Source organism: Zemynaea arenosa (assembly GCF_004614185.1).
GTDB classification, from domain to species: Bacteria; Pseudomonadota; Gammaproteobacteria; order Burkholderiales; family Burkholderiaceae_D; genus Telluria; species Telluria arenosa.
On sequence record NZ_SPVF01000068.1, the window covers coordinates 1 to 21,712 of the forward strand.

The 21,712-nt window shown below is 66.5% G+C and carries 15 protein-coding genes and 1 riboswitch; of the genes, 8 read left to right on the plus strand and 7 right to left on the minus strand.

Going from position 1 to position 21,712, the window contains the following annotated elements; all coding sequences use genetic code 11:
* The first annotated feature begins 168 nt into the window (after positions 1 to 168).
* The 7 genes from E4L96_RS04590 to E4L96_RS04620 all read left to right on the plus strand — a co-directional run bounded on the left by E4L96_RS04590 (position 169) and on the right by E4L96_RS04620 (position 12,298).
* Positions 169 to 3,267 carry an efflux RND transporter permease subunit gene (locus tag E4L96_RS04590; RefSeq protein WP_135206047.1) on the plus strand — a complete coding sequence of 1,033 codons (3,099 nt, stop codon included), beginning with the start codon at positions 169 to 171 and terminating at the stop codon, positions 3,265 to 3,267.
* On the plus strand, positions 3,264 to 6,629 hold the full coding sequence (locus tag E4L96_RS04595; RefSeq protein ID WP_135206048.1) for an efflux RND transporter permease subunit: 3,366 nt from the start codon (positions 3,264 to 3,266) through the stop codon (positions 6,627 to 6,629). The genes E4L96_RS04590 and E4L96_RS04595 overlap by 4 nt, the downstream gene beginning before the upstream one ends.
* Positions 6,626 to 8,032 carry an efflux transporter outer membrane subunit gene (locus E4L96_RS04600; RefSeq protein ID WP_135206049.1) on the plus strand — a complete coding sequence of 469 codons (1,407 nt, stop codon included), beginning with the start codon at positions 6,626 to 6,628 and terminating at the stop codon, positions 8,030 to 8,032. Before E4L96_RS04595 ends, E4L96_RS04600 begins: the two co-directional genes overlap by 4 nt.
* A 60-nt stretch (positions 8,033 to 8,092) precedes the next feature.
* Positions 8,093 to 10,249, plus strand: coding sequence for a S46 family peptidase (locus E4L96_RS04605; protein ID WP_370660723.1), 2,157 nt, complete (start codon positions 8,093 to 8,095; stop codon positions 10,247 to 10,249).
* Between the two features lie 179 nt (positions 10,250 to 10,428).
* Complete coding sequence (gene pnuC / locus E4L96_RS04610) at positions 10,429 to 11,013, plus strand: nicotinamide riboside transporter PnuC (protein ID WP_135206051.1); 585 nt, start codon at positions 10,429 to 10,431, stop codon at positions 11,011 to 11,013.
* A complete protein-coding gene (locus tag E4L96_RS04615) occupies positions 11,010 to 11,576 on the plus strand; it encodes an AAA family ATPase (RefSeq protein ID WP_135206052.1) in 567 nt (188 codons plus the stop codon). The genes pnuC and E4L96_RS04615 overlap by 4 nt, the downstream gene beginning before the upstream one ends.
* Positions 11,573 to 12,298, plus strand: a complete 726-nt coding sequence (locus E4L96_RS04620; RefSeq protein WP_135206053.1) for a hypothetical protein — start codon at positions 11,573 to 11,575, stop codon at positions 12,296 to 12,298. The genes E4L96_RS04615 and E4L96_RS04620 overlap by 4 nt, the downstream gene beginning before the upstream one ends.
* 13 nt (positions 12,299 to 12,311) lie before the next feature.
* Here E4L96_RS04620 and E4L96_RS04625 read toward each other — a convergent pair whose 3' ends face one another.
* From E4L96_RS04625 to E4L96_RS04640, 4 genes are all read right to left on the minus strand, one after another.
* On the minus strand, positions 12,312 to 14,432 hold the full coding sequence (locus E4L96_RS04625; protein ID WP_135206054.1) for a TonB-dependent siderophore receptor: 2,121 nt from the start codon (positions 14,430 to 14,432) through the stop codon (positions 12,312 to 12,314).
* Positions 14,433 to 14,496: 64 nt separating this feature from the next.
* Positions 14,497 to 14,605, minus strand: a riboswitch (TPP riboswitch).
* 30 nt (positions 14,606 to 14,635) lie between these two features.
* A complete protein-coding gene (locus E4L96_RS04630; RefSeq protein ID WP_135206060.1) occupies positions 14,636 to 15,790 on the minus strand; it encodes an iron-containing alcohol dehydrogenase in 1,155 nt (384 codons plus the stop codon).
* 72 nt (positions 15,791 to 15,862) lie between these two features.
* Positions 15,863 to 16,837, minus strand: a complete 975-nt coding sequence (locus tag E4L96_RS04635) for a DUF535 family protein (protein WP_167758597.1) — start codon at positions 16,835 to 16,837, stop codon at positions 15,863 to 15,865.
* Between the two features lie 99 nt (positions 16,838 to 16,936).
* A complete protein-coding gene (locus tag E4L96_RS04640; RefSeq protein WP_135206056.1) occupies positions 16,937 to 17,470 on the minus strand; it encodes an SRPBCC family protein in 534 nt (177 codons plus the stop codon).
* A 62-nt stretch (positions 17,471 to 17,532) separates the two neighbouring features.
* Here E4L96_RS04640 and E4L96_RS04645 point away from each other — a divergent pair, with 62 nt between their 5' ends.
* Positions 17,533 to 18,246, plus strand: a complete 714-nt coding sequence (locus E4L96_RS04645) for a glutathione S-transferase (RefSeq protein ID WP_135206057.1) — start codon at positions 17,533 to 17,535, stop codon at positions 18,244 to 18,246.
* A 6-nt stretch (positions 18,247 to 18,252) separates the two neighbouring features.
* Here the strand turns inward: E4L96_RS04645 and E4L96_RS04650 are convergent, their stop codons facing one another.
* Genes E4L96_RS04650 through ompR form a run of 3 tightly spaced genes read right to left on the minus strand, consistent with a single transcriptional unit; the run spans position 18,253 to position 21,373 of the window.
* Positions 18,253 to 19,212, minus strand: coding sequence for a threo-3-hydroxy-L-aspartate ammonia-lyase (locus E4L96_RS04650; protein ID WP_135206058.1), 960 nt, complete (start codon positions 19,210 to 19,212; stop codon positions 18,253 to 18,255).
* A 25-nt stretch (positions 19,213 to 19,237) separates the two neighbouring features.
* Positions 19,238 to 20,614, minus strand: coding sequence for a sensor histidine kinase family protein (locus E4L96_RS04655; protein WP_229414223.1), 1,377 nt, complete (start codon positions 20,612 to 20,614; stop codon positions 19,238 to 19,240).
* On the minus strand, positions 20,615 to 21,373 hold the full coding sequence (gene ompR / locus E4L96_RS04660) for an osmolarity response regulator transcription factor OmpR (RefSeq protein WP_135206059.1): 759 nt from the start codon (positions 21,371 to 21,373) through the stop codon (positions 20,615 to 20,617).
* Between the last annotated feature and the right edge of the window lie 339 nt (positions 21,374 to 21,712).

A 21,712-nucleotide genomic window follows, 5' to 3' on the forward strand; every position in this document is an offset into this window, starting at 1 on the left:
GGGCGGGCCGGGTGGTGCAGGCGCGGGAACGTCGGGCGGTGCTGGCAGCGGATCAGGTGGCGCTGCTGGCGGCGCAGGTGGCACAGGCGGAGGTGCTGCAGCCGGTGGGTCTGGTGGCGCGGGCGCTGGGGGCGCAGGTGGCGGTGGCGCTAGCGGCGGAGGCGGACGATGAGTCCTTCCGGACCATTCATCAGAAGGCCTGTCGCCACCTCGCTGCTGATGCTGGCGATCGTGCTGGCGGGCCTGGTGGGCTTCAAGTTCCTGCCGCTGTCCGCCCTCCCACAGGTCGACTTCCCCACCATCCAGGTGCAAACCCTGTACCCCGGCGCCAGCCCCGAGGTCATGTCCCGCACCGTGACCGCCCCCCTGGAGCGCCAGTTCGGCCAAATGGCGGGCCTCACGCGCATGAGCTCCACCAGTGCCGCTGGCGCGTCCATCATCACCTTGCAGTTCGGCCTTGGCCAAACCCTCGACGTCGCCGAACAGGAAGTCCAGGCCGCGATCAATGCTGGCGGCTCCCTGCTGCCGACCGACCTGCCAGCCCCCCCGGTGTACGCCAAGGTCAACCCCGCCGACGCCCCCGTGCTGACGCTCGCCATCACCAGCGACACGATGCCGCTGACCGAAGTGCAGAACATCGTCAACACCCGCCTCGCCCTGAAAATCAGCCAGGTGAGCGGCGTCGGCCTCGTGACCCTGTCCGGCGGCCAGCGCCCGGCGGTGCGGATCCAGGCCGACAACCGCCTGCTCGCCTCCTATGGCCTGGGCCTGGACAGCCTGCGCACCGCCATCGCCTCCGCCAACGCCAACAGCGCGAAGGGCTCATTCGACGGCCCGCAGCGTTCCTATAGCATCAATGCCAACGATCAGCTGGTGACAGTGCAGGACTACCAGAACCTGATCATCGCTTACCGCAACGGCGCCCCCGTGCGCCTCTCGAACGTGGCCCAGGTGGTGGACAGCGCCGAAAACGTGAAGCTCGGCGCCTGGGCCGGAATGAAACCCGCGATCATCCTCAACGTGCAGCGCCAGCCCGGCGCCAACGTCATCGCCACCGTGGACGCCATCAAGCAGCGCCTCCCCGAGCTGCAGGCAGGCCTGCCCGGCGCCTTGCATGTGGATGTGCTGGTGGACCGCACCACCGGCATCCGCGCCTCCGTCACGCACGTGGAAGAAGAGCTGGTGCTCGCCGTGGTGCTGGTGGTGCTGGTGATCTTCTGCTTCCTGCACAGTGGCCGCGCGACCCTGATCGCCAGCCTGTCCGTCCCGATCTCACTGGTCGGCACCTTCGGCGCCATGTACCTGCTGGGCTACAGCCTGAATAACCTCAGCCTCATGGCACTCACCATCGCCACCGGCTTCGTGGTGGACGACGCCATCGTCATGATCGAGAACATCTCGCGCTACATCGAAGAAGGCGAGCGGCCGATGGACGCGGCGCTGAAGGGCGCCACCCAGATCGGCTTCACCATCATCTCGCTGACGGTTTCACTGATCGCCGTCCTGATCCCGCTGCTGTTCATGGGCGACGTGATCGGGCGCCTGTTCCGCGAATTCGCCGTCACGCTGGCCATCACCATCCTGATCTCGGCGGTGGTGTCCCTGACGCTGGTGCCGATGATGTCCGGCCGCTGGCTGCGCAGCGAGCGGGAACAGAAGCCGAGCCGCTTCGCCATCAAGTCGCAGGCGTTCTTCGACCGCGTCATCAACAAGTACAACACCAGCCTGACCTGGGTTCTGGACCGCCAGGGCTGGACCCTGATTGTCGCCCTGGCCACCCTGATCCTGACCGCGCTGCTCTATCTATGGATCCCGAAAGGCCTGTTCCCGACGCAGGACACCGGCCAGCTCCAGGCCCGCATCGAGTCCCGCAACGCCATTTCCTACGCCCGCATGGCCGAGCTGCAGCAGGACGCCGCGCGCGAGATTTTGGCGGACAAGGACGTCGCATCGCTCAGCTCCATCGTCGGCGTGGATGCCGCCAACAACACCATGCTCCACACGGGCACGATGCTGATCAACCTGAAACCCAGCCACGATGACCAGCAGGACATCATGACCCGCCTGCGCAACCGGGTGGCGCAGGTGGCGGGCCTCACCATCTACCTCCAGCCGACCCAGGACCTGACCATTGATGCGGAAAGCGGCCCGACCCAGTACCGCGTCTCCATCGAAGGCGCGGACAGCGCCACCGTCAACGAGTGGGCCGGCAAGCTGGCCGCGCGCCTGCAGAACGAAAAGGACGTGCGCAACGTCGTCACCGATGCCGGGGCCACCGGCGAAGCCGCGATGGTGCGCATCGACCGCGACACAGCCTCGCGCCTTTCCATCACCGCCGCCAACGTGGACGATGCGCTCTACAGCGCCTTCGGCCAGCGCATCGTTTCCACCATCTTCACCGAGACCAACCAGTACCGCGTGATCCTGGAAGCGAAGCAGGACCCGGACCTGACGGTACAGACTTTGAACGACCTGCAGATCAAGACCGGTTCCGGCCAGCCGACGCCGCTCTCCGCCATCGCCGAGGTGACCGAGGAGCGCGCGCCGCTGCAGATTACCCATGTGGCCCAGTACCCGGCCACCACCATCGGCTTCGACACGGCGCCCGGCGTCTCGCTGGGTACCTCCGTCAACGCCATCAAGGCGGCGGCCAAGGATATCGCGATGCCCAGCTCCGTCTCGATGACCTTCCTCGGCGCAGCGGGTGCCTACCAGGCCTCCCTGACCAACCAGCTGTGGCTCATCCTGGCCGCCGTGGTGTGCGTGTACATCGTGCTCGGGGTGCTGTACGAGAGCTACGTCCACCCGCTGACCATCCTGTCCACGCTGCCCTCCGCAGGCGTGGGCGCGCTGCTGGCGCTGTGGGTGACGGGGCAGGACCTGGGGGTGATCGGCATTATCGGCATCATCCTCCTGATCGGCATCGTCAAGAAGAACGCGATCATGATGATCGACTTCGCCATCGAGGCCGAGCGGGACGAGCACAAGCCGCCGCGCGAAGCCATCCATCAGGCCGCGATGCTGCGCTTCCGCCCCATCATCATGACCACGCTGGCCGCGCTGTTCGCCGCCGTGCCACTGATGTTCGGCTGGGGCGAGGGCGCTGAGCTGCGCCGCCCGCTGGGCCTCGCGATCTTCGGTGGCCTGATCGTCAGCCAGCTGCTCACGCTCTTCACCACGCCGGTGATCTACCTGGCCTTCGACCGCATGGGCCAGCGCTGGCGCCAGCGCTTTGGCCAGCGGCCGGCACCCGAGGCGGCGCCGTGAATCTCTCCCAGCCCTTCGTCCGCCGGCCGATTGCCACGGTGCTGCTTACCATCGGCATCGCGCTGGCGGGCATCGCGGCGTTCTTCGTGCTGCCGGTGTCGCCGTTGCCGCAGGTGGACTACCCGACCATTTCGGTCAGCGCCAGCCTGCCCGGCGCGAGCCCGGACACCATGGCCACCAGCGTGGCCACGCCGCTGGAACGAAGGCTGGGCATCATCGCGGGCGTGAACGAGATGACCTCGTCGAGCGGCAATGGCTCGACGCGCGTCAGCCTGCAGTTTGACCTGAACCGCAAGATCGACTCCGCCGCCCGCGAAGTGCAGGCCGCGATCAACGCCTCACGCGCGGACCTGCCGTCCACCCTGCGCAGCAACCCCACCTACCGCAAGGCCAATCCGTCGGACGCGCCGGTGCTGATCCTGGCGCTGACCTCCCCGACCCGCTCTCCGGGCCAGATCTACGAGACCGTTTCCAACATCGTGCAGCAGAAGCTCGCGCAAGTGCAGGGCGTCGGGGACGTGGAAATCGGCGGCGGTTCGCTGCCCGCCGTGCGGGTGGACATGAACCCGTATGCACTTAATGCCCACGGCCTGTCCATGGAGGATGTGCGCGCCGCGATCCAGTCCACCAATGCCAACCGGCCCAAGGGCGCCATCGAAGGCAGCGGGCGGCGCCTGCAGATCTATTCGGAGGCGAACACGCCGTCCGGCGGGCGCAAGGCGGTCGACTACCGCGGCCTGGTGGTCGCGTGGCGGAATAACGCGCCGGTGCGGCTGCAGGACGTGGCCGAGGTGACGGACAGCGTGGAGGATGTGAATACGCTGGGCCTCTTCAACGGCCAGCCCGCCATCATCGTCCTGATCACCAAGCAGCCGGACGCCAACGTGATCAAGACCGTGGACTCGGTGCGCGCGCTGCTGCCGCAACTGCAGGCGCAGTTGCCGGGTGACGTGCAACTGCAGGTCGCGTCCGACCGCACCAGCTCCATCCGCGCGTCGCTGCGCGAGATCGAGATCACGCTCATGATTTCGGTGGCGCTGGTGGTCGTGGTGGTTAGCCTGTTCCTGCGCAGCGTGCGCGCGACCATCGTGCCAGCCGTGGCCACCGTGGTGTCGCTGCTGGGCACTTTCGGCGTCATGTACATGCTCGGCTTCAGCCTGAATAACTTGTCGCTGATGGCGATCACTGTGGCCACCGGCTTTGTGGTGGACGACGCCATCGTGGTGCTGGAGAATACTAGCCGCCATATCGAAGAGGGCATGGACCGCATGAAGGCGGCGCTGCTGGGCGCGCGCGAAGTCGGCTTCACGGTCCTCTCGATCAGCCTCTCGCTGGTTGCCGTGTTCATTCCGCTGCTGTTCATGGGCGGGCAGGTGGGGCGGCTGTTCCGCGAGTTCGCGGTCACGCTGTCCGCCGCGGTGCTGATTTCGCTGGTGATCTCGCTTACCACCACGCCGATGATGTGCGCCTGGCTGCTCAAGTCCGGGGATAAGCCGCAGCGCCAGCCGGGCCGTCTGTCGCGCTTGGCCGAACGTGGCTTCAACAAGATCCTGTCGATCTACGAGCATTCGCTGGACTGGGCGCTGTCGAGCCTCTGGCTGGTGATGCTGATCCTGGTTTTCGTCGTGGGCCTGAACGTGTACCTGTTCTCGGCCGCGCCCAAGGGCTTCTTCCCGCAGCAGGACGCCGGGCAGCTTAATGGTGGCATGCGGGCGGACCAGAGCATCTCGTTCCAGGCCATGCAGCAGAAGCTCAAGCAGCTAGTCAACATCATCAAGCGCGATCCGGCGGTGGAGACGGTGGTCGGGTTCACGGGCGGTTCGCGCGCAGGCGGTGGCTTCATGTTCGTCACGCTCAAGCCGGTCAGCCAGCGGGCCAAGGGCGACACCGGGCAGGCAGTGATTGCGCGGCTGCGGCCGAAGATCGCGCAGGTCACGGGCATCTCGCTGTTCCTCAATCCGGTGCAGGACCTGCGGATGGGCGGGCGGCAGTCCAACTCCACCTACCAGTACACGCTCAAGAGCGACAACCGCGCGGACTTGAAGGAGTGGGCGGGGCGCCTGGCGGATGCGATGAAGCGCCAGCCGGCGTTGACGGATGTGGACACCGACCAGGCGGAGAACGGTGTCGAGACCTACGTGAACATCGACAAGGACAGTGCGGCGCGGCTTGGACTGTCGGCCAAGGATGTGGACAATGCTCTCTACAACGCGTTCGGCCAGCGCCAGGTCGCGACGATCTACGATGAGCTGAACCAGTACCACGTGATCCTGGGCGTGAAGAAGAGCTACGCGCAAAGTCCGGAGGCGCTGAAGGATGTTTATGTGCCCGCCAAGGGGGCGGGCGGCAGCGGCGCGACCGCCGCCACCAACGCCGGCAGCGTGTCTTCGGGCACCAAGGGCAGCGGCGCAACCCCGGCCGGGCTCTCTACCGGGGCTCAGGGCAGTGGCACCACCAGCCCCACCGCCGGCGCGACCGGCGCTGCGGCCACCGGCGTGCCAGGCGGCTCCACGTCCAACCTCACGGCGGCGCGGGATCCGTCCAGCGGCGCGACGCTGTCCACGACGCCGACCACGATGGTGCCGCTGTCCGCCATCGCTTCGTTCGCCGAGCGCTCGACACCGGCCTCGGTGAACCACCAGGACGGCGAGCTGGCGACCACGGTCTCCTTCAACCTTGCGCAGGGATCGAGCCTGTCCGACGGCGAGGCCGCGGTCAAGGCGGCGGAAGCGGAAATCGGCATGCCGAACAATGTGCGCGGCAGCTTCCAGGGCCAGGCGCGCCAGGCGCAGGAAAGCAACCAGCAGCAGCCGCTCCTGATCGCGGCGGCCATCGTCGTCATCTACATCGTGCTGGGCGTCCTGTACGAAAGCCTGATCCACCCGATCACAGTTCTGTCTACGCTGCCCTCCGCGGGCGTGGGCGCGGTGCTGGCGCTGTTAATCTTCAAGATGGACTTTTCGATCATCGCCCTGATCGGCGTATTCCTCCTGATCGGCATCGTCAAGAAGAACGCGATCCTGATCATCGACTTTGCGCTGGAAGCCGAGCGCTCGCGCGGCATCGGCGCCGTGGAAGCCGTGCGCGAGGCCTGCCTGCTGCGCTTCCGCCCCATCCTCATGACGACTCTGGCCGCTGCCCTCGGTGCGCTGCCGCTGGCGATTGGGTTTGGCGAGGGCTCGGAACTGCGCCAGCCGCTCGGCATCGCCATCATCGGTGGCCTGATTGCCAGCCAGTTGCTCACGCTCTTGACCACGCCGGTCGTCTACGTCCTGCTCGACAAGCTGCGCACCCGCAGCCCGGACGAACATACCCTCAGCCGCCACCACGCCCAGGACGAACCTGAGCCAGCCCACACATGAAGAACCGCCACCGATTGACTCCGCTCGCCCAGGCCGCGCTGCTCGCCACTGCCGCGCTCACGTCCGCGTGCTCGCTCACGCCCACGTACCACACACCCACGACTCCGCAACCGGCTGCCTTCAAGGAAGCAGGCGACTGGGTGCCCGCCGCGCCGGCGGATGCGCTGGAACGCGGCCCCTGGTGGCGCCTCTTCAACGATCCCACGCTGGACAGCCTGATGGCCCAGGTGGACGTGAGCAACCAGAACGTGGCCGCGGCGGTGGCCTCGTACGAGCAGGCGCGCGCGCTGGTGCAGGAAGCACGTGCCGCCTTCTTCCCGGCGGTAAGCCTGAACGGCAGCGCCAACCGCAGCGGGGGTGGGGGCAGCAACAGCAATGGCAGCAGCTACCGCCTTTCGCTGGGCGGCACCTGGGAGCCGGACGTGTGGGGCCGTCTGCGGGCGAGCTCCAATGCGGCATCGGCCAGCGCCCAGGCCAGTGCGGCGGACCTGGCCTCGGCCCGCCTGTCCGCCCAGGGCGAACTGGCTGCCAACTACTTCTCGCTGCGCGCTGCCGACGCCCAGCGCGCGCTGCTCGGCACCACCATCGAAGGCTACCAGCGGGTGCTGCAGATCACGCAGAATCGCTTCAATGCCGGCATCGCCGCCAAGTCGGACGTGCTGCAGGCCCAGACCCAGCTCGCCAACGCGCAAAGTGACGCTTTGACGCTGGACCGCCAGCGCGCGCAGCTCGAACATGCGATCGCGGTGCTGGTCGGGAAGGCGCCCGCCGACTTCGCGCTGGCACCCGACCCGGCCTGGCGTGGCAGTGTGCCCGCGGTGCCGGTCGGCGTGCCGTCCACGCTGCTGCAGCGGCGGCCGGATATCGCCTCCGCAGAACGCCGCGTGGCCGCGGCCAATGAGCAGATCGGGATCGCCCGCGCCGGGTACTATCCCAACATCGGTTTGACCGCGTCCTACGGCACCGGCGGGACGGCGGTATCGGACCTGTTCAAGGCCTCGACAGCCGTGTGGTCGCTCGGCCTCTCGGCGGCGCAGCTGATCTTCGACGCAGGGGAGACGCGCGCCCGCGTGGCGGGAGCCCGCGCCGCGCAGGAAGAAGCGGCCGCCCGCTACCGCCAGACCGTATTGACAGCCTTCGCGGACGTGGAGGATCAGTTGTCCGCTGCCCGTATCCTGGCGCAGCAGGAGGAGCTGCAGCGCCAGGCCTCGGCCGCGGCGGACCAGGTGGAGCAGCAGATGCTCAACCGGTACAAGGCCGGGCAGGTGAGCTATACGGAGGTGGTGCAGGCCCAGGCCACCGCCCTGGCAGCGCGGCGCGCGCTGGTGCAGTCCCAGTCCAGCCGCCAGAGCACCGCCGTGGCGCTCATCCAGTCTTTGGGTGGGGGCTGGCAGGGGCTGTAAGCACGTCGCATCAGATATACTCTTTCTGTTTTTCACTCCTAAAAAACAGAGGGGACCACCTTGCTCAAATCACGCGCAATGCCCATCGCCCTGATGGGTGCCTTTGCCGCTGCTATCGCCACGAGCGCCAGCGCCAACGAAGGCCAGTGGCAGCCGCACCAGCTGCCGCAACTGAAGGCTGAACTCAAGAAGATCGGCATCACCATCCCGGCCGAAAAACTGGCCGACCTGTCGAAGCACCCGATGTCCGCGATCGTCTCCACCGGCGGCTGCTCGGCATCCTTCGTCTCGCCGGATGGCCTGATCGTGACCAACCACCACTGCGGCTACGCAGCGATCCAGCGCAACTCCACGCCGGAGCACAACTACATCGCCAATGGCTACCTGGCCAAGGACCGCGCCTCCGAACTGCCGGGCGGCCCGACGCTGAACGTGTACGTGACCGACAAGGTGGAAAACGTGACCGACCGCGTGCTCAAGGGCCTGTCCCCCAGCATGACCGGCAAGGCCTATCACGCCGCCGTCGAAAGCCGCATCAAGCAGCTGGTCGCCGAGTGCGAGACCGACAAGGCCTACCGCTGCTCGGTCCCAGCCTTCCACCGCGGCCTGGAGTACTACCGCATCCGCCAGATGATGATCCGCGATGTGCGCCTGGTGTATGCACCGGCCAACTCGGTCGGCGACTTTGGCGGCGACATCGACAACTACGAATTCCCGCGCCATGTGGGCGACTTCTCGTTCCTGCGCGCCTACGTCGGCAAGGACGGCCGCCCGGCCGACTACTCGCCGGACAACGTGCCGCTCAAGACCAAGGACTTCCTGGTCGTCTCGGCCGAAGGCCTGAAGAAGGGCGATCCGATCCTGCTGGCGGGCTACCCGGGCCGCACCAGCCGCTACAAGCTCGCCTCCGAGATCCGCTATGCGCGCGACGTGAATTACCCGGCCCGCGTGGCCGAACTGCGCGCGGACCTGGACACCATCGGCGCCTCCACGAAGGACAGCAAGGCCAACGAAGTGCGCTACGCCAGCGTGGTCAAGAGCCTGAACAACGTGATGAAGAAGACCCAGGGCCTGCTGGACGGCTTCGCACGCAAGGACATCGCGGCCATCAAGGACGAGCAGGAAGCGGACTTCCGCGCCTGGATGGACAAGAACCCGTCCGCCGCGCCGAAAACCATCGTGGCCGACATGAATGCCCTGATCAAGCAGGACATGGTGCTGCAGGACGAGGAGCTGGGCTACGCGGTGGCCACCAACAGCGACCTGCTGAAGAGCGCCCGACTGCTGTACCGCCTCGCGCTGGAGCGCAAGAAGCCCAACGCCGAGCGTGAGTCGGGCTACCAGGACCGCGACCTCTCCTTCATCAAGGCGCGCCTGACCCGCCTGGAGCAGTCGTTCGAGCCGAGCGTGGACCAGGCCCGCTGGACCGCGTCCATGCAGCGCTACGCCAAGATGGCGCCGTCCATGCACCCGCAGGGCGTCGACGTGCTGCTGCCGGCCGCCGAAGCGATCCCGGTGATGTTCCAGCAGACCGAACTCGCGGACACCGCCAAGCGCCTGGCCTGGATGGACAAGGACGCCGCCGCGTTTGAAACGTCGAACGACCCGTTCATCAAGCTGGCCGTGCGCATGATGCCGACCTCGATGGCACTGGAAGAGCGCCGCAATGAGATCGACGGCAACCTGGAACGCGCGGTGCCGCAGTACATGGCCGCCGTGATCGCGTGGAAGAAGGCGCAGGGCAAACCGGTCTACCCGGACGCCAATTCGACCCTGCGTGTCACCTACGGCACCGTGGACTCGTATTCGCCGAAGGACGGCATCACCAAGGGCCCGTTCACGACCGTGGAAGGCATCCTTGAGAAGCACACCGGCAAGGAGCCGTTCGACGCGCCGCAGAACCTGCGCGATGCGATCAAGGCCAAGCGCTATGGCGTGTTCAAGGATCCGGTGCTGGGCACCGTGCCGGTGGACTTCCTGTCCTCGGCCGACACCACCGGTGGCAACTCCGGTTCCGCCGTGATGAACAAGCGCGGGGAGCTGGTGGGGCTGAACTTCGACTCCACCTATGAGTCGATCACCAAGGACTGGTACTTCGACCCGGTGATCACCCGCGCCATCCACGTGGACATCCGCTACATGCTGTGGGTGATGAAGGAGATCGACCATGCGGACAATCTTCTCAAGGAGATGACCATCAAGTATCCGCGCAAGTAATCGCCGCGCGAGAACCGTGCCAGGGCCGCAGCGATGCGGCCCTTTTTGTTTGGGCTCTGGCGCATCGGACCGACCCAAGGTCGGCACGCGCTTTGCGCTTTCGGGGGAAAGCCCGCATAATTCCGGGTTGCCATCGGCGGGACTTGGCCCGCCGCCTCACCCATTCACTATCCGGCTGCATGAACGAATCCCTAACGCTGTTTAGCGTCGCCACCACGCCGCTGGAGCTGATCTCCTTCCTGCTGTCCGTGCTGACGGTGTGGCTCAACATCCGCCAGAACCACTGGGCGTGGCTGTTTTCGATCCTGGCCTCGGCCACCTATGGCGTGGTGTTCTTCGATGCGCGCCTGTACGGGGACATGTCGCTGCAGCTGGTCTTCATTGCCGCTTCGGTGTGGGGCTGGTACCAGTGGCTGCGCGGCGGCGAGCAGCATGCCGGGGTTGCGGTGTCGCGGCTGAATGGCCGGCAGCTGGCGCTGGGCGTGCTCGCGTGGGCCGCTGGCTTTCTCGTGCTGTCGCAGTTCCTGCGTCACTACACGGACACCGATGTGCCGCATGCGGACGGCTTCCTCACCGCCGGGAGCCTGGTCGGCCAGCTGCTTCTGGCCCGCAAGAAGCTCGAGAACTGGCACACCTGGATCATCGTGGACGTGCTGTACGTGGGCCTGTACGCCTACAAGAACCTGTACCTGACCGCGGTGCTGTACGCGATCTTCGTGGTCCTTGCCGCGCAGGGCCTGCGCACGTGGAAGAGGGCCCTGTGACGGCGCCACCGATACTGCGAGTCGCCATCCTCGGCGCCGAGTCGACCGGCAAGTCCACCCTGGCCGCGGCCCTGGCGGAGCGTTATGCGACGCGCTGGGTGCCCGAATACCTGCGCGAATTCGTCGAAACGCGCCAGCGCGTGCCCTTCGAAGCCGACCAGGCCTTCATCGCAGGGATGCAGATGGAGCGCGAGGACGAAGCAGCGCGCCGTGCGATCCGCATCCTGTTCTGCGACACCACCCCGCTCATGACGGCCATCTACAGCCGTTTCTACTGGCACCGGGTGGACGAGGCGGTGGCCTCGCTGGCCGAACCGCACCGCTATGACCTGACTGTCGTGACAGCGCCGGACACACCGTGGGAGCCTGATGGCCTGCAGCGCGAGTCGGCCCAGGTGCGCGCACATATCCACCAGCAGGTGCTGCACACGCTGGACGTGCGTGGCATCGGCTGGCACCTCGTCGAGGGCTCGGTGCAGGAGCGGGTGGACCACGTGGTGCGGCTCCTGAGCGACATGGGGGCTTGTCCACCTGCGGGGGCGGTGTCAGAATCGGGCGCATGAGAAAACTCATCGCCCTGCTGTCCCTGTCCCTGGCCGCACCATTTGCGGCTGCCTCCACCGGCTACTACCTCGTCACCACCTATCCCACGCCGGGCGAGAAGACCGTCGACTTCAAGTACTGGAATGCCAAGCCGCGTGGCCTCCCGCCCCGCAGCTCGCCGGAGCTGGGCTTTGGCTACAACGTGAATTCGCGCTGGTTCACGGAGGTGTCGGCAGTGTGGTTCCAACTCAGCCCCGGTTCCCAGAAGCTGGCCGCGTGGGAGTGGCAGAACGACGTGATGCTGACCCAGGGCCAATACGACCACGACCTCGCGCTGCACACCACCATTGAACGGGAAGAGGGCGACCATGCACTCGGTTTCGAGATCGGCCCGGTGTTCCAGACCGAGATCGGGAAAACGCAGCTGAATCTCAACGTCTTCCTGCAGCGTGAATTCCGCACCGAGGAGGCGCAGAAGACCGAGCTGGTGTACCAGTGGCAGGTGCGCCAGCACGGGCTGCGCTGGTTCCAGGTCGGCCTGCAGGGCTTTGGCGAAGTTGGCCCGGCCACTGACTGGCTGCCGCGCCGCGAGCAATCGCACCGCGCCGGGCCTGCGATCTTCGGCAGCATCGACACGGGGCCCAACCAGGAGATCCGCTACGACGCGGCCTACCTGATCGGGAAGAACTCGGGACGAAGCGCCAGGAGCGTGACGCTGCGCCTGCAGTACGTATTCCGCTAGACTTTTCCGGTCCTCAGAACTCGAACTGCGCCGACAGGCGGAACACGCGCGGTGCGCCCGGCAGCAGGTAGCCGCCCAGCGCCGGCGTGACGTCGCGCCAGTAAAACTTGTCGAAGACGTTGTCCACGGCGCCGCGCAGCGTGACCTTGGTGCCGCCCGCATTCAGGCCATACGACGCGCCCAGGTTGAACACGTGGTAACCCGGGACGAAGACCTGGTTGGCCACGTCGAACGCCTTCTTGCCAGTGTACTGCCACGAGCCGCTGACTTTCAGCGCCGGCACCTGCGGCACGCTGTACTCCAGCCACGCGGTGGACTTGAAGGCCGGGACGTCGGTGACGCGCTTGCCTTCCAGCTCTTGCTGGCCGGTGCCTTCCTGCTTCGTGTTCAGCGCCATCAGCGAGACCAGGTAGCGCAGTTGCGTGCTGGCGCGGCCTTCGGCCTGCAGCTCGATGCCACGGTGGATCTCGCGGCCGTTGCGCACGTAGGTGTTGGACGCCACGTCCGTGTATTCCAGGCCCTTGCGGATGTCGAAGAGCGCGGCGGACAGCGTGCTGCCGTTGGCCAGCAGGGTCTTGGTGCCGATTTCCACCTGCTTGCTGCGGCTCGGGCCCAGCACTTCATTGGCGTTCTCGGTTTCGATCGGCGCGGCGCCGCCATGCTCCATGCCGTGGGCGATGCTTCCGTAGACCGTCCAGTCTCTGGATGGCGTGAGCACCAGCGCGGCATTCGGCAGCAGGAAGTGCTCGGCCCCGCCGTTGCGGCGCACGTGCACGTAGCGCAGGCCTGCGTGGACCGAGACGCGGTTCGCCAGCGCCATCACGTCCTGCGCGAACAGGGAGCGCTCGTTTTCGGTATTGCGCTCGGAGACCGGACCGGTCTTCGGGTTGCCCGGGGCGGGCGGCACGATCACGTTGTGCCACACGTTGCTGGTGCCAGCGTAGTCGTAGACGTAGTCGCCGTAAAAGTCATGGCGCTCGAACAGGGAGGCGCCGAAGGTCAGGTCATGGCGCACGCCGGCGGCATCGACGCGGCCTTGCACCAGCGCGTCGACACCGAGCGGCGTCTTCTTCTCGCCTTCGCTCTGGTAGTCGTAGACGTCGTAGTCGCCGTTCGAGCAGTAGCCGGGATATAGGCCGTTGGCGCAGGCCACGGGTATATTGGTGGCGCCTTCCGGCGGCGTGTACCCGTACGGGAACGCGGTGTAGTCGTCGCGCTTGAACCAGTGCTTGTTGGCGGCCAGGGTCGCGTGCCAGGCGTCGTTGAAGCGGTATTCGAAGCGCAAACCCAGGTTGGTGCTCTTCGTGTCCACCGGCTTGACCCAGGGCTGATCGTTCAGCAGCATCTTGTTGGAGACGCCGGTGGGCAGGTACAGACCATCGAACAGCTGGTAGCCCGGCGCGGTGACCTGCGACTTGTGCTGATAGTCCAGGTCGAGCTGCAGCAGCGCATTGGGCGCGATCTGCCAGTCGAAGGCGCCGGAGACGAACGCGCGTTCGCCGTCCGCCCCGCGCACATACGAGCGCAGGCGTTCGGCGGCGGCGTTGATGCGGTAGCCGAAGCGGCGGTCCTCGAAGCGTCCGCCCAGGTCACCGGCGGCATACAGGGTGCCACGCTCGCTCACGCCGACGGTGGCGCTACGCAGCGGGGTGTTGGTCGGACGCTTGACCACGAAGTTCACCAAGCCACCCGGCGCCGAGACGCCCGCCTGCAGGCCCGAAAGGCCCTTCAGGATTTCGACGCGCTCCTTGTTCTCCAAGGGGATCTGGGTGTCGCCCGGGATCGCGAAACCGTCCTTGCGGTAGCTGGTCGTGTTATCGAGCGCGAAGCCGCGAATCGAGAACTGCTCCGCGTAGCCGACCGCGTTGTAGCTGTCGCTCACGCTGGCGTCGTAGCGCGTGACGTCGGTGACGGTGCGGACCTGGAGTTCATCCAGCTGGGAACGGGAGAAGGTCGAGAGCGAGGCGGGCGTTTCCAGCACCGGCACCTGGGCAAAGCCGCCGATGCTGTTGATGGCACCGCGGCTGGCGGTGACGACGACGGAAGGAACCGCGTCCGATTCCTGGGCGTGGACGGAGAAGGCCTGGGCCAGCGCGAGGGCGGCGGCGGTGTACTGCAGTTTTGTGTGGGACATGAGTCAGCTCGTTGTTATCAAAAACCTGAGCCAACGGGGGAGAACTCAAAAGGCGGGAAACTGCGGGGGTGCTTTTGCGCTTTCCTTCGCTGGCATTATCCAGATCAGGTACGAAGGGTATTTCTCACCCGGGCTGCGCGATGTATGCGAGCCCAGGACCCCTAGCGAAGGCGAGATGATAACACCAAGCGGCGATGTGCGTATCAAACGCACAAGGAGAGGGCTTGGCGGCTGACCTCCAGCGTGACATCGCGGTGCTCGCCGAGCTTCGTCATGCGGTGCTCTTCGAGCGCCTTGATGACCGGCTCGATGGCGTCCGCGGTCAGGCCGTAGCCGGTGAGCGTGGTGGGCACACCCATCTGCTCGAAGAACTGTGCGGTGCGGGCGATGGCGGCTTCAATACGCGCGTCCTCATCCCCTTCGGTGAGGTTCCAGACGCGCGCCGCGTACTGCAGCAGCTTGGCGCGCTTGGCATCCTTGCGCACGCGGAGCATGCCGGGCAGGACGACCGCCAGCGTCTGCGCATGGTCCAGGCCATACAGGGCGGTCAGCTCGTGCCCGACCATGTGGGTGGCCCAGTCGGAGGGCACGCCCGCGCCGATCAGGCCATTCAGGGCCATGGTGGCGCACCACATCATGTTGGCGCGGCTGTCGTAGTCCTGCGGGTCGGCCAGGGTCTTCGGACCTTCCTCGATCAGCGTGAGCAGCAGGCCTTCGGCGAAGCGGTCCTGCACTTTGGCACCGACCGGGTAGGTGAGGTACTGCTCGACGATGTGCACGAAGGCGTCCACCACGCCGTTGCCGATCTGGCGCGCGGGCAGGGTGAAGGTCTTGGTGGGGTCGAGCACCGAGAACTGCGGGAACAGACGGCGGTTGTGGAAGGAGCGTTTCTCGTGCGTCGCCTTGCGCGTCACCACGCCGCCTGCGTTCATCTCCGAGCCAGTGGCGGGAAGCGTCAGCACGGTGCCAAAGTGCAGGGGATCCTCGATGGCGATGCGCTTGGCGATCAGGTCCCAGGCGTCGCCCTCGTAGCGCGCCGCGGCGGCGACGAACTTGGTGCCGTCGATGACGGAACCGCCGCCGACGGCGAGCAGGAAGTCGATCTTTTCGCGCTTCACCAGTTCGATGGCGCGGGTCAGGGTCTCGTAGGAGGGATTCGGCTCGATGCCCGCGAATTCAATCACGGTGTGGCCAGCCAGGGCCTGCGTCACTTCGGCATGCACGCCGTTGGTCTTGATACTGCCGCCGCCGTACAGCATCAAGACGCGCGCGTTGGCGGGGACGAGGGTGGCGAGGGAGGCGATCTGGCCCGCGCCGAACAGGACGCGGGTCGGGTTTTGGAAATCGAAATTCAGCACGAAGGACACCTGCGGTTGCAACATGGGAGCGGCATCCTACCACGCCCATGCGGCGGCCGTTGGTGCTGTGCTTCAGGCTTCGCTGCTGGCTTCTTCCGCGCTCGTTGCGGCCGGGGTGCGGGCGATGGCGGCCTGCTGGAACACCCGGTGCGAGTAGATGGTGGCGCTGACCGTGTCGCCGATGTCGCGCCAGTGCTCGCGGCGCATGGCGGCGCGCTTGCGGTGCTTGCTGGCCAGTCCCGACAGCGGCTTGACGTAGAACGGCACCGGCACGGCGAAGGCCTGGCCGCCCGGCAGCGGGGCGCCACCGAGGATGGTCCAGAAGCCGTCGTAGGCATTGGCGAACTGCTTGCCTTCATCGAGGCGGGAGGCCACCTGGGCATCATTGGAGACGGCGACGAAGTGGGTGGCGCCGATGCCTTCCGCGATGCCCTGCATGGCCGCGATGCAGAAGTAGCTGGGGGAGTTGTTGGGGAAGGCCTGGTTGAAGCGGGCGAAGGCGGCTTCCTCCTCGGGGCCGTGGCCCTGGTTGCGCGAGATGTAGGGCATGATGGTGCCGGGGTGACCGGCCAGTGCGCCGTCCACCCAGCTGAAGCTCACGCGGTGCAGCTTGTGGCCGTCCATGCGCAGGCTGACGGTGAGGTCGCCCTCGGCGTTGTTGCGTGTCGCCATGGTGAGCACGATGTCGGCATCCACGCCGTTGACCGACTGCTGCCACAGGCGCAGGCCGCCCTTGAGGTAGACGTGGCGCTTGTAGATGTCGTCGAAGCTGGTGTCCTCGTAGCGGTAGTGGGTGAGGACCATGCGCACGCGCTCCGCGGTGCCGAAGGTCTTGGCCAGGTAGTGGCGGTGGCTCAGGTGGTGGAACAGGTCGTCGTTGCCCGGCTGGGCGACGTAGTTGCGGTAGACCGGAAGGCGGCACAGGTCCTGGTGCTCCCGGAAGTACAGCAGCACCCGCGCAGTGCGCATGATGCAGAGGAGCCAGGAGGCGACGCCGTAGGTCTTGCGCCGCGCGATCACGTGGTTGGCGATGGATGTGAGTATCACGATGCGCTCCCTTTGGCGACGATGCATCTTGTCGCAAGGGGGCGCAGCGCAAAGTGATGCAGCTCAACCGCGCAGCATTTGCGCGGCGGCCGGAACTTCCTACTTCTCGGCGGCGGCCTTCAGCTGGGACAGGCCCTTTTCGAAGTCCTTGCCAATCATGCTATCCATGCTGACAAACACCGACATGAGCTTGGAGACGAAGGGCATCGGGCCTTTCATGGTCCACGTGACCTGCGTACCATCGGCTGGATTGGCGGCGGGCGCGAAGTCGAAGCGGGTGGTGCTGGCCGACTCGAAGGGGCGGATGAAATCGAGCTTGATGTCGACCGCCGACGGCTCGGTGGCGGACAGGATCTCCATCCGCCCCGCGCCGACGTCCTTGTTGCCGTCCCACGCGTAGACGGCGCCGGTGCCCATCGGCGCGCCGGTGAGGGTGCGCTTCATGTTAGGGTCGAGCCGCTCCCAGGGCGACCACGCGGGCCAGTTGCGGAAGTCGGCCACCAGCGGATAGACCTTGGCGGCCGGCGCCTTGATGGTGGCGGTGCGCGACACGGAGAATTCATTGGGCTTGGTGGCCGCGATGACCAGGATGATCGCGATCACTGCCAGCAGTACGAGGCCGATTTTTTTCATGTGTTGTCTCCTCCAGTTTTTGGAGCGCACAGGCTACCGCATTTTGTGACCGGGAGGTTGAAATGGTCTATGAGCTTTTTTACTGGCCCACGATCCAGGGGCGCGGCGAATTCGTGCGCCTGGCGCTGGAAGATGCGGGCGCCGACTACGTTGACGTGGCGCGCACCCGCAAGGGCATGGAGGCGATGATGAAAGCCATGCAGGACCCGGCGCTGGGCTTCCCGTCGTATGCGCCGCCATTCCTGAAGGCGGGCGAGGTCTGGGTCGGCCAGACCCCGGCGATCCTGCTGTTCCTGGGTGGCCGATTGGGTCTGGCACCGCGCGCCGAAGAGGGCCGCCTGCGCGCCCACCAGCTGCAGCTCACCATCGCGGACCTGGTGGCTGAGGTGCACGATACCCACCACCCGATCGCGGTGAGCCTGTACTACGAGGACCAGAAGAAGGAAGCCAAACGGCGTGCGAAGGAGTTCGTGGAGCAGCGCGTCCCCAAGTTTTTCGAATACTTCCAGCACGTGCTGACGCAGCCGGGCCGCAAGGGGTGGATGGTCGGCACCAGGCCGTCGTACGTGGACCTGTCGTTGTTCCAGGTGATCGAAGGCCTGCGCTACGCCTTCCCCAAGGCGATGGCGCGGCTGGAACCGCAGTACCAGCCGCTAGTCGAGCTACGCGACCGCGTGGCGGAACGTCCCAACATTGCCACCTACCTGCGCTCGAAGCGCCGCATCCCGTTCAACGAGGACGGCATCTTCCGCCACTACCCTGAGCTGAACAAGTAGCGCGATTCAGGCGCCGACGAAGCGGGCGAAGGACGACAGGTCGACGTTGCCGCCGCTGATCACGATGCCCACGCGCTTGCCCTGCACCGGGACGACGCCGCACAGCGCCGCCGCGGCGGCCAGACAGCCGGTCGGCTCGGCGATGATCTTCATGCGCTCCGCGAAGAACTTCATGGTCTCGATCAGCTGTGCATCCGACACGGTGACGATGTCGGAGACGTGCTTCTGGATGACCGCGAAGTTGTGCTGTCCCAGGTGCAGCGTCTGCGCCCCGTCCGCGATGGTGCGCGGCACGGCGATCTCCACGATCTGGCCACTGCGGAAGGACTGCTGCCCGTCGTTGCCTGCCTCCGGCTCCACGCCGATCACCTTGCAGTCCGGCGAGAGGCCGGACGCCGCCAGCGCGCACCCGGCCAGCAGGCCGCCGCCGCCGAGCGGCACCAGCAGCAGGTCCAGCGGCCCGGTGTCTTCGAACAGCTCCTTGGCCGCCGTGCCCTGGCCCGCGATGACGTGCGGGTGGTCGTAAGGCGGAATCAAGGTCATGCCGCGCTCTTGCGCCAGCTTGCGGCCGATCGCCTCTCGGTCTTCCTTGTAGCGGTCGTAGGTGATCACTTCCGCACCGTACTCGCGCGTGGCCTTCACCTTCAGCGCCGGCGCGTCTTCCGGCATGATGATCACGGCCTTGATTCCCGCCAGCCGCGCCGACAGCGCGATCGCTTGCGCGTGGTTGCCGGACGAGTAGGTCAGCACCCCCGCGCGCCGCTGCTCCTCGCTGAACTGGGCGATGGCGTTGTAGGCGCCGCGAAACTTGAAGGCGCCCATGCGCTGCATGTTCTCGGGCTTGAAGAACAGGGTGGCGCCGGTCCTGGCATCCGCGGTGCGCGAGGTGAGGACGGGCGTGCGGTGCGCGGCACCGGCGATGCGCTGGGCCGCCTGTTCGACGTCCCGGTAGGTCAATTCGGTCATGAGGGTCCTGAGCTGAAAGCTGGGTTCAAGCGGCGGGCGGCATGGAGATGCGGATCTGCAGGCCACCTCCGTCGCGGTTCTTCACGTGCAGCTCCGCATTGTGGCGTGTGACCGCCCGTTCGACAATAGCGAGTCCCAGCCCTGAGCCGTTGGCCTGGCCGCGCGCGGTATCGAGCCGGGTGAAGGGCTTGAGCAACTGCTCGATCTGGTCGTCCGGCACGCCCACGCCGTGGTCCTGCACTTCGATCACCACGCGGCGCAGCGGCCCGAGGCCTTGCGCATGGCAGGCGATGTCCACTTCGGTGTAGCCGGTGCCGGGCGTGGTGCCGTAGCGGCGCGCGTTTTCGATTAGGTTATTGATCACGCGCCGCAGGTCGGTGCTATTGCCCATCACGTGCAGGTCCGGCGCGATGTCGGTGGAGACCCGCAGGCTGGCCGTGCGCCCGGCTTCGCGCGCCACCTCTTCCAGCAGCGCGCTGATGTCGACCGGGACGAAGGTGGCAGCCTCGGTGGGCTTGGCGTAGTCGAGGAACTGGCCGATGATGGCGTCCATCTGCGCGATGTCCGACTGCATGCCTTCGCGCGCCTCGGTCGACAGGTCCGCCATCTCGACTTCCAGGCCCATGCGCGCCAGCGGCGTGCGCAGGTCGTGCGAGATGCCGGCCAGGATCACGGCGCGGTCCGACTCGACCTGCGCCAAGTCCTCCACCATCTGGTTGAAGCTGTGGTTGGCCTCCGCGATCTCGGTCGGCCCTTTCTCCGGCAGTGGATCAGGCTTGCGCCCGCGCGCGATGTCGCGGGCCGCCGCAGTGAGGCGCGACAGCGGGAGGTTGATGAGGCTCGAAATCAGGCCCGCGCCCAGCAGCGAGAGCACACCCACCACGGCCGCCCACCCCGCCCATTGCACCCGCGTGAGGCCCGTGATGCGCTCGCGCTCGAGCATCATCCAGTACTTGTCATCGTCGATCTTGAAGCTGACCCAGAAGCCCGGCTGGTCGTTGACGCGCGACGAGAAGCGCGTGTCCGATCCCAGCTTGCTCTTGACGATGGACTCGATATCGTCCATCAGCGGCGTGTCCGGCGGCGGCGCCACCTTGTCGGTGACCTCCAGCGGGAAGATGCGGATGCCCTCGTTGGACACCAGCTCGAACAGCAATTCCTTGCGCAGCTCGGGCGCGGAGTGGGTGAGGGCGGCGTGGGTGATGGTGACGATCGAGATCACCTGGTTGCCGATGGCCTGGGCCTGGGGCCCGCGCTGCACCCAGCTGACGATGCCGACCCAGGACGCCATCGACAGCGTGATGAGGACCCCCAGCAGCAGGAAGGTGCGCCAGAACAGGCCACTCTTGGCCCACGCGAGGCGGGCTGCCAGCGCGCGCGAGACACGGGGGGCGGCAGTCACTTAGCGCGGCTGGCCTTCGGGAATGAACACATAGCCCAGGCCCCACACGGTCTGGATGTAGAGGGGGCTGGACGGATCGGGCTCGATCAGCTTGCGCAGGCGCGAGATCTGTACGTCCAGGCTGCGGTCGAACACCTCGTATTCGCGGCCGCGCGCCAGTTCCATCAGCTTTTCGCGCGACAGCGGCTGGCGCGCATGGCGCGCGAATACCTTGAGCACCGAGAATTCGCCGGTGGTCAGCGGCACGGTCTCGCCGTTCTTCTTCAGCGTGCGCGTGCCCAGGTCCAGCACGAAGTCGCCGAACTCGAAGGTCTGCGGCGTCTCGGACGGCGCTCCCGGAATCTCGTCCGGCCCCTTACGGCGCAGGACGGCGTTGATGCGGGCCACCAGCTCGCGCGGATTGAAGGGCTTGGGCAGGTAGTCGTCCGCGCCCATTTCCAGGCCGACGATCCGGTCCACGTCCTCGCCCTTGGCGGTCAGCATGATGATCGGGGTCTTGTCGCCGGCGCCGCGCAGCCGGCGGCAGATCGACAGACCGTCTTCGCCGGGCAGCATCAGGTCCAGCACCAGCAGGTCATAGCGTTCGCGCAGCCACAGCTTGTTCATGGCCGGCGCGCTTTCCGCCGTCACCACCGTGAAGCCCTGCTCGGTGAGATAGCGGCGCAGCAGGTCGCGCAGGCGGACGTCATCGTCCACCACCATGATCTTGGCGCCATGGGCTTTGTCGGCGCCGGGAGTGCCCGGATTGGTTGTGCTCATGAGACTGTCAAGTTTGTCATATCCATGTCGCTATGGTAACTTCTTATCCCTTGCGACGACATATTGCGTGCGAGCCATTACACTATGTTACAAACCTTACCCGAATCGGTCTACGACGTGTCCGGGTTTGGCCCTAAACTGGCCTCAACGCTGTAGCAAAGCTTATCCGTTTATCTGGCACCGCGAAAGAGAAACCCCATGCGAAACGCTCCCTTCCAAAACGCCGCAGTCGCCGCCGGGCCCGCCCGCCGTAGCGTGCTGGCCCGCGCGCTGGCGGTGAGCTTGGTCCTGGTGGCCGGCACCTCGGCCGCGCTGGCCGGGCCGGGGGACGACCAGGAA